Genomic DNA, 13,678 nt, shown 5'->3' with positions numbered 1-13,678 from the left:
CGCGGGGGAATGAGTGCGAAGATGGCCGGCATGTCGTTGACCTCTGCCGTGAAGGACGAGCTCGCCCGGGTACGGGTGGACAAGGTGTCGGCCCGTAAGGCCGAGGTTGCTGCGACCCTCCGCTTCGCGGGCGGGCTGCACATCATCTCGGGCCGCATCGTCGTGGAGGCGGAGCTCGACGCCGGGATCGCCGCCCGCCGTCTCCGCCAGACGATGCAGGAGGTCTACGGCCACCACTCCGACATCATCGTCGTCTCCGGCGGTGGGCTGCGCCGCGGCAACCGCTACGTCGTGCGGGTGGTGCGCGACGGTGAGTCCCTCGCCCGCCAGACCGGTCTCCTGGACAACCGCGGCCGCCCGGTCCGCGGACTCCCCCCGCAGGTGGTCTCGGCCGGCGTGGCCGAGGCGACGGCGGCCTGGCGGGGCGCGTTCCTCGCGCACGGCTCGTTGACCGAGCCTGGCCGGTCCAGCTCGCTGGAGATCACCTGCCCGGGTCCGGAGGCCGCGCTGGCGCTCGTCGGTGCCGCCCGCCGCATGAACGTGGCGGCGAAGGCCCGGGAGGTCCGCGGGATCGACCGTGTGGTGATCCGCGACGGTGACGCGATCTCCGCCATGCTCACCCGCATGGGCGCCCACGACGCCGTGCTCGTGTGGGAGGAGCGACGCATGCGGCGGGAGGTGCGCGGGACCGCGAACCGGCTGGCGAACTTCGACGACGCCAACCTCCGGCGCTCGGCACGTGCCGCCGTCGCCGCCGGCGCCCGCGTCGAGCGGGCCTTCGAGATCCTCGGGGACGACGTGCCGGACCACCTCGTCAGCGCCGGGCGCCTGCGCCTGGCGCACAAGCAGGCGAGTCTCGAGGAGCTGGGCCAGCTCTCGGACCCGCCGCTGACGAAGGACGCCGTGGCGGGGCGGATCCGACGGCTGCTCGCGATGGCGGACAAGCGGGCCCACGAGCTCGGCATCCCCGACACCGAGGCGATCCTCACGCCGGAGATGCTCGACCTCTGAGTTGGCCCGCACGGTCGGCGCGGGGCCCGACGGTCAGCGGCCGCCCCCGGGACGGCAGCGGAACCGTCCGCAGGAGACCTCGCCAGGGTAAAGTCGGTTCGCCGGTGGCAAACCCGCCCGTGCCGGCACGGTGCCCCCGGCCCGGTGGCCGGGACCGCCCCGGCCCCACGTTCCAACGATTCGCCCGCGGTGCTGTGGCCGCCGTCACAGGTCCATTGCGGACCATGGTCCCCGGGCGTTTTGTCCCTCCGTGGGTAAACTCGGGACTGCTGGTCGAGGTGATCGTCGCGCGGTCCGCGAGGGCGAGAGCCTTGCCCGGGAGCACCCAGCGAGGTGCTCACGACTTTCGGACAATGTGTGCGCCGAGCGGCGCACTCCAGGAGGACACTGTGACCATCCGCGTCGGCATCAACGGTTTCGGCCGCATCGGTCGTAACTTCACCCGCGCCGTGCTGGAGTCGGGCGCCGACGTCCAGATCGTGGGCGTCAACGACCTGACCGACAACAAGACCCTCGCGCACCTGCTGAAGTACGACTCCGTGTTCGGCGTCCTCAAGGAGGACGTGTCGTACACCGAGGACAGCATCACCGTGGGCAACCAGACCTTCAAGGCGCTGGAGGAGAAGGACCCGGCCGCTCTGCCCTGGGGCGAGCTCGGCGCTGACATCGTCATCGAGTCGACCGGTCGTTTCACCGACGCCACCAAGGCCAAGGCGCACATCGACGCCGGCGCGAAGAAGGTCATCATCTCCGCGCCCGGCAAGAACGAGGACGCCACCTTCGTAGTCGGTGTGAACCACACCGACTACGACCCGCAGAACCACAACATCATCTCCAACGCCTCCTGCACCACGAACTGCCTCGCGCCGATGGCCAAGGTGCTCGACGAGGAGTTCGGGATCGTGCGTGGCCTCATGACCACGATCCACGCCTACACCGCGGACCAGAACCTCCAGGACGGCCCGCACAAGGACCTCCGCCGCGCCCGCGCCGCCGCGCTGAGCATCATCCCGACCTCCACGGGTGCGGCCAAGGCCGTCTCCCTGGTGCTCCCGCAGCTGAAGGGCAAGCTCGACGGCTACGCGCTGCGTGTGCCGACGCCGACCGGCTCGGCCACCGACCTCACCTTCACCGCCGGCCGCGAGGTCACGGTCGAGGAGGTCAACAACGCGATCAAGAAGGCCGCGGAGTCCCCGGAGCTCAAGGGCATCCTCCAGTACACCGAGGACCCGATCGTCTCCAGCGACATCGTCGGCAACCCGCACACCAGCATCTTCGACGCGGGCCTGACCAAGGTGATCGGCGACCAGGTCAAGGTCGTCTCCTGGTACGACAACGAGTACGGCTACGCGAACTCCCTGGTGACGCTGGCCCAGTACGTGGGCGAGCGCCTCTGAGCCTCGTACCGCAGCAGTGACGGACGTCCGCGTGCGCAGCATCCGCTCGCGCACGCGGACGTCCGCGCGTCGGGGCACCTGAGCGGCGTCGACGCCGTGGCAGGGGCCGCACCGCGACCCAGTGCAAGAAGACGTAGACGACCTAAGGAACGATCTTCGTGAAGACCATCGAGGACCTTGGAGAGCTGCGCGGCAAGCGCGTGCTCGTCCGATCCGACTTCAACGTCCCGCTGGACGGGACGACCATCACCGACGACGGCCGCATCCGTGCCGCGCTCCCCACGCTCCAGCAGCTGCTGGCCGAGGGCGCGAAGGTCGTCGTCACCGCTCACCTCGGCCGCCCCAAGGGCAGCCCCGACCCCAAGTACTCGCTCGCGCCGGTCGCCGAGCGTCTCGGCGAGCTGCTCGACACCAAGGTGACCCTCGCGAAGGACACCGTCGGTGAGGACGCGCGGTCCGTCGTCGGCGGCCTGGTCGACGGCGAGGTCGCGCTCCTGGAGAACGTGCGCTTCGACGGCCGCGAGACCTCCAAGGACGACGCCGAGCGCGGCGCCTTCGCCGACGAGCTCGCGGCTCTGGCCGACGCCTTCGTCTCCGACGGGTTCGGCGTGGTGCACCGCAAGCAGGCCTCCGTCTACGACGTGGCGCAGCGCCTCCCGCACGCGGCCGGCCAGCTCGTCTTCAAGGAGATCGACTCCCTGCGCCGGGCGACCGAGGACCCGGAGCGGCCCTACGTCGTCGTCCTCGGCGGTTCGAAGGTCTCCGACAAGCTGGGTGTCATCGCCAACCTGCTCGGGAAGGCGGACCGGCTGCTGATCGGCGGCGGCATGGTCTTCACCTTCCTGGCAGCGCAGGGGCACGGCGTCGGCCGGTCGCTGCTCGAGGAGGACCAGCTCGAGACGGTGCGGGGCTACCTCGCCGAGGCGGAGGAGAAGGGCGTCGAGATCGTCCTGCCCACCGACATCGTGGTCGCGCCGGAGTTCAAGGCGGACTCCCCGGCGACGACGGTTGCCGCAGACGCGATCCCCGACGACCAGATGGGCCTGGACATCGGCCCCGAGTCCCAGCAGGCGTTCGCCGCCAAGATCGCCGACGCGAGGACCATCGTGTGGAACGGCCCGATGGGCGTCTTCGAGTTCGAGGCGTTCTCGGCCGGCACCCGGGCAGTCGCGCAGGCGATGTCCGACGCCGACGGCTTCACGATCGTCGGCGGCGGTGACTCCGCCGCGGCCGTGCGCACGCTCGGCTTCGACGAGACGACCTTCTCCCACATCTCCACGGGCGGCGGCGCGTCCCTGGAGTTCCTGGAGGGCAAGACCCTCCCCGGCATCGCCGTCCTGGAGGACTGAATGGCCACCGCACGCACCCCGCTGATGGCGGGCAACTGGAAGATGAACCTCGACCACCACGAGGCCATCTCCCTGGTCCAGAAGCTGGCCTGGACCCTCAAGGACGCCAAGCACGACTACTCGTCGGTCGAGGTCGTCGTGGTCCCGCCGTTCACGGACATCCGCTCCGTGCAGACGCTCGTGGACGGCGACAAGCTCGACATCCGCTACGGCGCCCAGGACCTCTCCGCCCACGAGTCCGGCGCCTACACGGGCGAGATCTCGGCCGCGATGCTGGCCAAGCTCGGCGTGAGCTACGCCGTCGTCGGGCACTCGGAGCGCCGGGAGTACCACGCCGAGGACGACGCGCTGGTCGGGGCCAAGGCGAAGGCCGCGCTGGGCGCGTCGATCACGCCGATCATCTGCGTCGGTGAGGGACTGGACGTCCGCAAGGCCGGCGAGCAGGTGTCCTACACGCTCGCGCAGGTCGACGGGGCGTACGACGGTCTCAGCGCCGAGCAGGCCGCGCAGACGGTCATCGCCTACGAGCCGGTCTGGGCCATCGGCACCGGTGAGGTCGCGACGCCGGAGGACGCGCAGGAGGTGTGCGCCGCCATCCGCGGGCGACTGGCGGAGCTGTACGACGACTCGGTGGCGGAGACTGTACGGGTCCTGTACGGCGGCTCCGTGAAGTCCTCGAACGTCGCGGCCATCATGGCGAAGGACGACGTCGACGGTGCCCTGGTCGGCGGCGCGAGCCTGAAGGCCGAGGAGTTCGCGGCCATCGTGCGTTACCAGGACCACCAGGTCGCGTAGCGGGATCCTGGACCGACGGCCGCGCAACGGCAGCTCGCACGAGCGCCGCTGTGCGGCCGTCGCAGTTTCGGAATCGCGGGCCGACCCACGCGTGGGGACGGTCCCTCGGACGTTCCCGATCGCTTATCCTTGACGCGGCGCTGCGGCGCGGCGCCCACCGCTCGACACGACGAAACGGACAACACCTTGGACGTACTGCGGATCGCTCTTGAGGTGGCGCTGGTGCTCACCAGCATCTTCCTGATCCTGACCATCCTCATGCACAAGGGAAAGGGCGGCGGCCTCTCCGACATGTTCGGCGGCGGCCTCTCGAGCTCCGTCGGCTCCTCCGGGGTTGCCGAGCGCAACCTGAACCGGATCACTGTCGGCGTCGCGGTGGTCTGGGGGGATCACGATCATGCTCATCGGTCTGATCCAGAAGTTCGAGATCTGAGGAGATCGTCGTGGCTGGAGGAAGTGCGATCCGTGGGTCGCGCGTGGGCGCGGGACCCATGGGAGAGACCGAGCGGGGCGAAGCGGCTCCTCGCACGTGGGTGAGCTACTGGTGCGCCAACGGGCACGAGGTCCGGCCGAGCTTCGCCAAGGAGCCTGACATCGTGATCCCCGAGGTGTGGGACTGCCCGCGCTGCGGCCTCCCGGCCGGGCAGGACAAGGACAACCCTCCCGTGCCGCCCAAGAACGAGCCGTACAAGACTCACCTCGCCTACGTGAAGGAGCGGCGCTCCGACGAGGACGGTGCCGCCCTCCTGGAGGAGGCCCTCGCCGCCCTTCGCGAACGCCGCGGTAACTGAGCCCCAGGACTGCGTCTACGCCCCTCCGGCCGTTGGTCGGAGGGCGTAGACGTCTCTGGCGGCACACCGGTTGGCGCGCGCGGGAGGATGGCCGTGCAGACGGCGCGTTCTCTGTAGCGCGCGGAGATGCTCTGTTCTTCGGGCGTGCCGGGGTTATCCGGCGTGCTGGCGTGCTGGCGCGCTGGCGTGCCGGGTTGGTCGTCGTGGCGGGTCCCGCGCTGCCTTCCGGGCCTCAGAACGGTGGGTCGCCGTTGGCGAGGAGGTCGGCCCAGCGGGTGGTGGCTGCCGGGGTGCCGGCGGGCGGGTCGGGGGTGTGCCGGTACCGGTGGCCGGTGCGAGGAACGGTCCAGATGACGGTGCCGTCCGTCTCGCGGCGCACGTGCCAGTGCCGGGTGGTCTTGAGGTTGTGGTGGCGCCGGCACAACGGGTGCAGGTTGCACGTGCTCGTCTGCCTGACGAGGTGCGCGATGGACGGGTCGTAGGCGATGCGGTGGTCCAGGTCGCACACCACCGACGGCCGCGCGCAGCCGGGGAAGGTGCAGGTGAGGTCCCGGGCCTTGACGGTGCGGGTCAGGTCCGCCCCGGGCCGGTACGCCGTGGTGGAGAGGTCCGTGAAGTGGCCGTGCTCGTCGGTCAGCAGGGCCCGCCAGGTCGCGTCCTGGGCGAGCTCGCGGGCGAGCTCGGCGGGGATGGGCCCGTATCCGGCGAGGTGGCCGGCCTGGTGGTCCAGGCCGAGCAGGGTGCCGGCGCCGACGGTGATCTGCGCCCCCGCCCGCGCCGTCCGCGTGGGCAGGGGGTGGCCGGCCAGGTCGACGCCGCGGTCCAGGACGGTGGCGAAGAGGTCGACGATGAAAGCGACGTAGACGAACCCCTCCCAGGTCAGCCCCCGAGGGCAGCGTCTCGACGACCGACAGCCACCCCCCGGCCGTGCGTGACCGTGTCGCGGACACGTCCGCGATGCGGCCGGCGTGGCGCCGGACCAGGCCGGTACCCACCACCACCCCGCCCGGGACCGCCGTCCCCGCGCGCACCGAGGAGGAGTCCCGAGGATGAGCGACACGACCCGCCAGAACCCTGACGAGACGGGCAGCGCCACCCGGGGCATGTACGGGGTGATCCTGCGCCGGCTCGGCGTCCTGGTCGCGGCGCTGGCGGTGCTCGGCTCCGTCGTCGGCTGGCTCGTGGCCGGCACCCCGGGCCTCTGGGGGGCGCTCATGGGCGCGGGGATCGCCGCACTGTTCATGGTCGGGACCGTCGTGACGATGATGCTCACGGCGGACCGGCCGCTGCCGGTCGCCACGGCAGCCGGGGTCGGCGGGTGGCTGGCGAAGATGATCCTTCTCTTCGTCCTGCTGCTGCTCGTGCGGGACCGCGACTTCTACTCCCCGGGCGTCTTCTTCGCGGTCCTCGTGCTCGCGATCGTCGGGTCCCTCGCCATCGAGATGGCGGCGGTCCTCCGCGCCCGGGTGCCCACGGTGGATCTCTCGGCCCGCGCGTCCTCCGGCGGGAGCGGCGGCGCCGGCGAGCAGCGCTCCCCGGAGTCGTAGGTCACGCCGGCGGCGGTGGTCCGTGTCCGAAGCACCGCCGCAAATGCGTTAGGCTTTCAGCGTTCCCAGTACGCCGTCCCCCGTCGGACGTGCCCGGGGAACCCACACGTGCCCGACCCGAGCCACCAGGGGGACACACTGTCTGCCGCATCGATGCTGACGTCCAGCACCTCCGCCGTCGTGCTCGCCGCCGAGGAGGGAAGCGGGTTCCACGGCCCCAGCCTCACGGACTTCTTCCCGCCGGCCGTCCTCTTCGAGGGGACGATCTTCGAGTTCAACCGGATCACGCTGGTGCGGCTCATCGCGACCGCGATGCTCATCCTCTTCTTCTGGCTCGCGACCCGGAAGCTCCAGCTCGTCCCCGGCCGCGTGCAGTCGATGGGCGAGATGGCCGTCGACTTCGTCCGCAAGGGCATCGCGGAGGAGTCGCTCGGCCGTGAGATCGGCCGGAGGTACACCCCGATCCTCGTGGTGATCTTCTTCGGCGTCCTGTTCATGAACATCACGGGCATCCTCCCGTTCCTGAACATCGCCGGGTCCTCCGTCATCGGCATGCCGCTGGTGTTCGCGCTCCTCTCCTACGTCACCTTCATCGTGGCGGGCGTCAAGGCCCAGGGCGGCGGGCACTTCCTCAAGAGCCAGCTCTTCCCGCCCGGGGTGCCGTGGCCCATCTACATCATCCTGACGCCGATCGAGTTCCTCTCGACCTTCATCATCAGGCCCGCCACGCTGACCGTCCGTCTCCTGGCCAACATGCTCGCCGGCCACCTGCTGCTCGTGCTCTGCTTCGGCGCGACGCACTACCTCTTCTTCGAGGCGAGCGGCGCCGGCCTGACGATCGCCGGCCTCGGCACGCTCGCCGCGGGCTTCGCCTTCACGCTGTTCGAGATCTTCGTCGCGGTGCTGCAGGCGTACGTCTTCACCGTCCTGACGGCGGTGTACATCCAGCTTTCCGTCGAGTCCCACTAGTACAGACGTCGTCGCCGCGGCACCTGCCCGGGGGGCGGAACCGAAACGACGTGGCCGCCGGCCACGCCACACAGGAAGGAAGACCTCCGCATGGAGATCACCGGAGACATCGCGACCATCGGCTACGGTCTCGCGACCATCGGCCCCGGCATCGGCATGGGCATCCTGGTCGGCAAGACCCAGGAGGCCGTGGCGCGCCAGCCCGAGCTGGCCGGTCCGCTGCGCATCAACATGTTCATCGGTATGGCCCTGGTCGAGGCCCTCGGTCTGATCGGCCTCGCTGCAGGCTTCGTGTTCTGATGCAGGCCACCGCCCTCACGCTGGCGGCGGAGGCCACGCAGAACCCTCTGCTCCCCGCCGTCTACGACATCATCTGGTCGCTCGTCTGCCTGGCGATCATCGGCTTCTTCCTCGTGAAGTACGCCGTGCCGCGCATCACGGCGATGCTCGACGAGCGTGCGGAGAAGATCGAGACGGGTCTGCAGCAGGCGGAGCGGGCCCAGCAGGCCGCGGCCGACGCGGAGGAGCGGATCGCCGCCGAGCTCGCGCAGGCGCGTCGCGACGCCGCCGAGGTGCGCGAGCAGGCCCAGGCCGAGGCCAAGGCCATCGTCACCGAGGCCCGGAGCAAGGCCCAGGTCGAGGCCGACCGCGTCACCGAGAGCGCCGCACGGCAGATCGAGGCGGACCGCCAGGCCGCCCAGATCTCGCTGCGGGCCGACGTCGGCATGCTGGCCACCGAGCTGGCCTCCCGCATCGTCGGCGAGTCCGTCAGCGACCACGCGCTGCAGTCCCGTGTCATCGACCGGTTCCTCGACGAGCTCGAGGCGCAGCCGGCCGACCGGGCCCCGGCCCGCCGGGAGGCGTGATGCGGGCGAGCAGCCAGGCGGCGCTGGACCGGGCGCGGGAGCGGTGGGAGCCGGTCCTGCGTCAGGCCGGCGAGCGTGCGCGCACGCTCGGCGAGCAGCTCTTCGGGGTGGTCGACGTGCTCGACAGCTCCGTGGCGCTGCGGCGCGCCCTCACCGAGCCCTCGCGGGCCGGGGAGGACAAGGCCGGCCTCACCCGTGACGTGTTCACCGGCAAGGCGGACGCCGAGGTGGTGGACCTGCTCGCCGGCCTCGTGCGCGAGCGCTGGTCCGAGCCGCGCGACCTCGCGGACGCGTCGAGATCCTGGCTGCCGACTCGGTGCTGGCTGCCGCCGAGCAGGCCGGCCGGCTCGAGCAGGTCGAGGCGGAGACCTACCGCCTCGAGCGGATCGTGGCGGAGCAGCGCGAGCTGCGGCTGGCGCTGACTGACAGCGAGACGGCGGCGGAGCGCCGCGGCCAGCTCATGGAGCGGGTGCTGACCGGCAAGGTCGCCCCCGAGACCGCGACGCTCGCCGTGCGGGCCGCGGCGTCCCCGCGCGAGCACACGCTCCCGGCGTTGCTGCGCGCGGTGGGGGAGCAGGCGGCCGCGCGCCGCGAACGCCTCATCGCCTCCGTCACCTCCGCCGTCCCGCTCACCGACGCGCAGATCGAGCGGCTGACGCGCATCCTGGAGCGGCAGCACGGCCGCGCCGTGCAGGTGCACGTGGCTCTCGACCCGGCCGTGGTCGGAGGGATGCGGATCCAGGTCGGCGACGACGTCGTCGACGCAACGCTGGCCTCGCGCGTCGCGGACGCCCGCAGGCGGCTCGCGGGCTGACCGCCCACCGGTACGAACTGACATGTAGCACCGACCGCGTCCCGGCGGTCAGACAGAACGAAGGAAGAGCAGATGGCTGAGCTGACGATCCGGCCCGAGGAGATCCGGGCTGCGCTGGACAGCTTCGTGAGTTCCTACGAGCCCACCCAGGCAGTGAGCGAGGAGGTCGGGCACGTCACGCTGACGGCCGACGGCATCGCGCAGGTCGAGGGCCTGCCCGGCGCGATGGCCAACGAGCTGCTCCGCTTCGAGGACGGCACGCTCGGCCTCGCGATGAACCTCGACGTGCGCGAGATCGGCGTCGTCGTCCTGGGCGACTTCACCGGCATCGAGGAGGGCCAGGAGGTCCGCCGCACCGGTGAGGTGCTCTCCGTGCCGGTCGGCGAGGGCTACCTCGGCCGCGTCGTCGACCCGCTGGGCCAGCCGCTGGACGGCCTCGGCGAGATCCAGGGCGTCGAGGGCCGCCGTGCCCTCGAGCTCCAGGCGCCGGGCGTCATGGCCCGCAAGTCGGTGCACGAGCCGCTGCAGACCGGCCTGAAGGCGATCGACTCGATGATCCCGATCGGGCGCGGACAGCGTCAGCTGATCATCGGCGACCGCCAGACCGGCAAGACCGCCCTGGCGATCGACACGATCCTCAACCAGAAGGCCAACTGGGACTCCGGCGACCCGACGAAGCAGGTGCGCTGCATCTACGTCGCCGTCGGCCAGAAGGGCTCGACGATCGCCTCCGTGCGCGGCACGCTCGAGCGCGCCGGGGCCCTGGAGTACACGACGATCGTCGCGGCCCCCGCGTCCGACCCGGCCGGCTTCAAGTACATCGCCCCCTACACCGGCTCGGCCATCGGCCAGCACTGGATGTACCAGGGCAAGCACGTCCTCATCGTCTTCGACGACCTGTCGAAGCAGGCCGAGGCGTACCGCGCCGTGTCCCTGCTGCTGCGCCGTCCGCCGGGCCGCGAGGCCTACCCGGGTGACGTCTTCTACCTCCACTCCCGCCTGCTCGAGCGCTGCGCGAAGCTCTCGGACGAGCTCGGCGCCGGCTCGATGACGGGCCTGCCCCTCATCGAGACCAAGGCCAACGACGTCTCGGCCTACATCCCGACCAACGTCATCTCCATCACCGACGGCCAGATCTTCCTGCAGTCGGACCTCTTCAACGCCAACCAGCGCCCCCGCCGTCGACGTCGGTATCTCCGTCTCGCGCGTCGGCGGTGACGCCCAGATCAAGGCGATGAAGAAGGTCTCCGGCACCCTGAAGATCACGCTCGCCCAGTACCGGGCCATGGCGGCCTTCGCGATGTTCGCGTCCGACCTGGACCCGACGACGCGCCAGCAGCTCACCCGGGGCCAGCGGCTCATGGAGCTGCTCAAGCAGCCGCAGTACACCCCGTACCCCGTCGAGGACCAGGTGGCGTCGATCTGGGCCGGCACCAACGGCTACCTCGACGACGTCGACGTCCAGGACGTCGCCCGGTTCGAGTCCGAGCTGATCGACCACCTGCGACGCCACACCTCCGTCCTGACCACCATCGCCGAGAGCGGCAAGCTCGAGTCCGCCACCGAGGACGAGCTGCGCGCCGGCGTGGAGGAGTTCCGCAAGGGCTTCCTCGACGCCGAGGGCAACCCGCTGGGCGCCGAGCCCGACGTGGACGTGGACGAGGTCGAGGCGGAGCGTTCGCAGGAGCAGATCGTCAGCGCGAAGCGAGGCTGAGCGTGGCGGGCGAGCAGAGGGTCTACAAGCAGAAGATCAGGGCCACCCAGACCCTGAAGAAGATGTTCCGCGCGATGGAGCTCATCGCGGCCTCGCGCATCGGCAAGGCGCGGCAGGCGGCCCAGGGCGCCGACCCGTACACCCGGGCGCTCATCCGGGCGGTCTCCGCCGTCGCGGCGCACGCCAACCTGGACCACCCGCTCATCTCCGGGCGCGACGACACCCAGCGCGTCGCTGTTCTCGTGGTGACGTCCGACCGCGGCATGGCCGGGGCCTACTCGGCCACGGTCCTGCGGGCCACCGAGCGGCTCCTCGGCGAGCTCGAGGAGCAGGGCAGGAAGCCGGTCCTCTACGTCACCGGCCGTCGCGGCGAGGGTTACTTCCGCTTCCGCGGCCGCGAGGTCGTGCAGTCCTGGACCGGCGGGTCCGACGCGCCGACGACGGAGCGTGCCGGCGAGATCGCCGACACCCTCCTCGGCGCGTTCCTCGCCCCGGAGGCGGAGGGCGGCGTCAGCGAGGTGCACGTGGTGTACACGCGCTTCGTCTCGATGGTCTCGCAGGTGCCGGAGGTCCGGCGCATGCTGCCGCTCGAGGTCGTCGAGGGTGTCTCGCCTCCCGGCCAGGAGCCGCTGCCGCTGTACGAGTTCGAGCCGAGCCCGGACGAGGTGCTCGACGCGCTGCTGCCGATGTACGTGCGCCGGCGCATCCACTCGCAGCTCCTCATGGCGGCGGCCTCGGAGCTCGCCGCTCGTCAGCAGGCCATGCACACGGCCACGGACAACGCCGAGGACCTCATCCGCGACTACACGCGGCTGGCGAACACGGCCCGTCAGGCCGACATCACTTCCGAGATCACCGAGATCGTCTCCGGTGCCGACGCGCTCGCGTCGAGCCGGTGAGCCCATCCACCCGACCGGGGACAAACGAAGGAACCAAGAAATGACTGCCACTGCCACCGAATCGGCCAAGACCGGCGGGACCGGTGTGGGCCGGATCTCCCGAGTGACCGGTCCCGTCGTGGACATCGAGTTCCCGGCGGACGCCATCCCGAACATGTACAACGCGCTGACCACCGAGGTCTCCCTCGGCGAGGAGGCGGGCGGTACGTCCACCATGACCCTCGAGGTCGCGCAGCACCTGGGCGACAACCTCGTGCGCGCCATCGCGCTCAAGCCGACCGACGGCCTGGTCCGTGGCGGGAAGGTCGTCGACACCGGCGCCCCGATCTCCGTCCCGGTCGGCGACGTCACCAAGGGGCACGTGTTCAACGTGACCGGCGAGGTGCTCAACCTCAAGGAGGGCGAGCAGCTCGAGGTCAACGAGCGCTGGGCCATCCACCGCGAGCCGCCGGAGTTCGACCAGCTCGAGTCCCGGACGCAGATGTTCGAGACCGGCATCAAGGTCATCGACCTCCTCACGCCGTACGTGCAGGGCGGGAAGATCGGCCTGTTCGGCGGTGCGGGCGTCGGCAAGACCGTCCTCATCCAGGAGATGATCCAGCGCGTGGCGCAGGACCACGGCGGTGTGTCCGTGTTCGCCGGCGTCGGCGAGCGCACCCGCGAGGGCAACGACCTCATCGTCGAGATGGAGGAGGCCGGCGTCTTCGACAAGACGGCCCTGGTCTTCGGCCAGATGGACGAGCCGCCGGGCGTGCGTCTGCGCGTGGCCCTCTCCGCGCTGACCATGGCGGAGTACTTCCGCGACGTCCAGAAGCAGGAGGTGCTGCTCTTCATCGACAACATCTTCCGCTTCACGCAGGCCGGTTCCGAGGTCTCCACGCTGCTGGGCCGCATGCCCTCTGCGGTGGGCTACCAGCCGAACCTGGCCGACGAGATGGGCCAGCTGCAGGAGCGGATCACCTCCACCCGCGGACACTCCATCACCTCGCTCCAGGCGATCTACGTGCCCGCCGACGACTACACCGACCCGGCGCCGGCCACGACGTTCGCGCACCTGGACGCCACGACCGAGCTCTCCCGCGACATCGCCTCGCGCGGTCTGTACCCGGCCGTCGACCCGCTGGCCTCCACCTCCCGCATCCTCGACCCGCAGTACGTGGGCCAGGAGCACTACGACGTGGCGACCCGCGTGAAGTCGATCCTGCAGAAGAACAAGGAGCTGCAGGACATCATCGCCATCCTCGGTGTCGACGAGCTGTCCGAGGAGGACAAGATCACCGTCGCGCGTGCGCGCCGGATCGAGCAGTTCCTCTCGCAGAACACCTACACCGCGGTGAAGTTCACCGGCGTCGAGGGCTCGACGGTCCCGGTCGCCGAGACGGTCGAGGCGTTCAGGCGCATCACGGACGGCGACTACGACCACGTCCCGGAGCAGGCGTTCTTCAACATCGGCGGCATCGAGGACCTCGAGCGCGCCTGGTCGAAGATCCAGTCCGAGCTGCGCTGACGCCCACCAGATCGAGGAG

Annotated in this window: 14 protein-coding genes and 2 pseudogenes; 15 read left to right on the top strand and 1 reads right to left on the bottom strand. The window is 70.7% G+C overall.

Features of this window, described 5'->3' with window-relative positions; genetic code table 11:
* Positions 1 to 30: 30 nt before the first annotated feature.
* The 6 genes and pseudogenes from whiA to DA06_RS05710 all read left to right on the top strand — a co-directional run bounded on the left by whiA (position 31) and on the right by DA06_RS05710 (position 5,343).
* The gene (gene whiA / locus DA06_RS05735; protein ID WP_043498145.1) at positions 31 to 1,011 is read left to right on the top strand and encodes a DNA-binding protein WhiA; all 981 of its coding nucleotides are present in this window, start codon (positions 31 to 33) and stop codon (positions 1,009 to 1,011) included.
* Between the two features lie 389 nt (positions 1,012 to 1,400).
* Positions 1,401 to 2,408 (top strand): type I glyceraldehyde-3-phosphate dehydrogenase, encoded by a 1,008-nt coding sequence (gap, locus tag DA06_RS05730; protein ID WP_043498123.1) that lies wholly within the window; start codon positions 1,401 to 1,403, stop codon positions 2,406 to 2,408.
* Positions 2,409 to 2,566: 158 nt separating this feature from the next.
* Positions 2,567 to 3,757: a phosphoglycerate kinase gene (locus DA06_RS05725; RefSeq protein WP_043498121.1), complete on the top strand. Its 1,191-nt coding sequence runs from the start codon at positions 2,567 to 2,569 to the stop codon at positions 3,755 to 3,757.
* Positions 3,758 to 4,552, top strand: coding sequence for a triose-phosphate isomerase (gene tpiA / locus DA06_RS05720; RefSeq protein ID WP_043498120.1), 795 nt, complete (start codon positions 3,758 to 3,760; stop codon positions 4,550 to 4,552).
* Positions 4,553 to 4,738: 186 nt separating this feature from the next.
* Positions 4,739 to 4,985 (top strand): annotated as a pseudogene (secG, locus tag DA06_RS05715) (preprotein translocase subunit SecG).
* Positions 4,986 to 4,995: 10 nt separating this feature from the next.
* Positions 4,996 to 5,343, top strand: coding sequence for an RNA polymerase-binding protein RbpA (locus DA06_RS05710; protein WP_418607113.1), 348 nt, complete (start codon positions 4,996 to 4,998; stop codon positions 5,341 to 5,343).
* A gap of 232 nt (positions 5,344 to 5,575) precedes the next feature.
* Here the strand turns inward: DA06_RS05710 and DA06_RS05705 are convergent, their stop codons facing one another.
* Positions 5,576 to 6,403 carry a DUF222 domain-containing protein gene (locus DA06_RS05705; protein ID WP_418607111.1) on the bottom strand — a complete coding sequence of 276 codons (828 nt, stop codon included), beginning with the start codon at positions 6,401 to 6,403 and terminating at the stop codon, positions 5,576 to 5,578.
* Between DA06_RS05705 and DA06_RS05700 the strand changes: the two genes are divergently transcribed.
* The 9 genes and pseudogenes from DA06_RS05700 to atpD all read left to right on the top strand — a co-directional run bounded on the left by DA06_RS05700 (position 6,393) and on the right by atpD (position 13,659).
* A complete protein-coding gene (locus tag DA06_RS05700; protein WP_052436414.1) occupies positions 6,393 to 6,890 on the top strand; it encodes a hypothetical protein in 498 nt (165 codons plus the stop codon). The genes DA06_RS05705 and DA06_RS05700 overlap by 11 nt on opposite strands.
* A gap of 153 nt (positions 6,891 to 7,043) precedes the next feature.
* Complete coding sequence (atpB, locus tag DA06_RS05695) at positions 7,044 to 7,859, top strand: F0F1 ATP synthase subunit A (protein WP_043498111.1); 816 nt, start codon at positions 7,044 to 7,046, stop codon at positions 7,857 to 7,859.
* Positions 7,860 to 7,949: 90 nt separating this feature from the next.
* On the top strand, positions 7,950 to 8,159 hold the full coding sequence (gene atpE / locus DA06_RS05690; RefSeq protein ID WP_211338682.1) for an ATP synthase F0 subunit C: 210 nt from the start codon (positions 7,950 to 7,952) through the stop codon (positions 8,157 to 8,159).
* On the top strand, positions 8,159 to 8,725 hold the full coding sequence (locus DA06_RS05685; protein WP_043498109.1) for a F0F1 ATP synthase subunit B: 567 nt from the start codon (positions 8,159 to 8,161) through the stop codon (positions 8,723 to 8,725). The genes atpE and DA06_RS05685 overlap by 1 nt, the downstream gene beginning before the upstream one ends.
* The gene (locus tag DA06_RS05680; RefSeq protein ID WP_418607109.1) at positions 8,725 to 9,147 is read left to right on the top strand and encodes a hypothetical protein; all 423 of its coding nucleotides are present in this window, start codon (positions 8,725 to 8,727) and stop codon (positions 9,145 to 9,147) included. The genes DA06_RS05685 and DA06_RS05680 overlap by 1 nt, the downstream gene beginning before the upstream one ends.
* Positions 9,042 to 9,539, top strand: coding sequence for an ATP synthase F1 subunit delta (atpH, locus tag DA06_RS05675; RefSeq protein ID WP_418607108.1), 498 nt, complete (start codon positions 9,042 to 9,044; stop codon positions 9,537 to 9,539). The genes DA06_RS05680 and atpH overlap by 106 nt, the downstream gene beginning before the upstream one ends.
* Before the next feature lie 72 nt (positions 9,540 to 9,611).
* Positions 9,612 to 11,253: pseudogene (gene atpA, locus DA06_RS05670) on the top strand (F0F1 ATP synthase subunit alpha).
* 2 nt (positions 11,254 to 11,255) lie between these two features.
* The gene (locus DA06_RS05665; RefSeq protein ID WP_043498107.1) at positions 11,256 to 12,152 is read left to right on the top strand and encodes a F0F1 ATP synthase subunit gamma; all 897 of its coding nucleotides are present in this window, start codon (positions 11,256 to 11,258) and stop codon (positions 12,150 to 12,152) included.
* A 40-nt stretch (positions 12,153 to 12,192) separates the two neighbouring features.
* Positions 12,193 to 13,659 (top strand): F0F1 ATP synthase subunit beta, encoded by a 1,467-nt coding sequence (gene atpD / locus DA06_RS05660; protein WP_043498104.1) that lies wholly within the window; start codon positions 12,193 to 12,195, stop codon positions 13,657 to 13,659.
* Positions 13,660 to 13,678: the final 19 nt, after the last annotated feature.

The organism is Georgenia sp. SUBG003 (assembly GCF_000715355.2).
Lineage (GTDB): Bacteria > Actinomycetota > Actinomycetes > Actinomycetales > Actinomycetaceae > Georgenia.
This window is presented reverse-complemented; position numbering and strand designations above follow the sequence as displayed.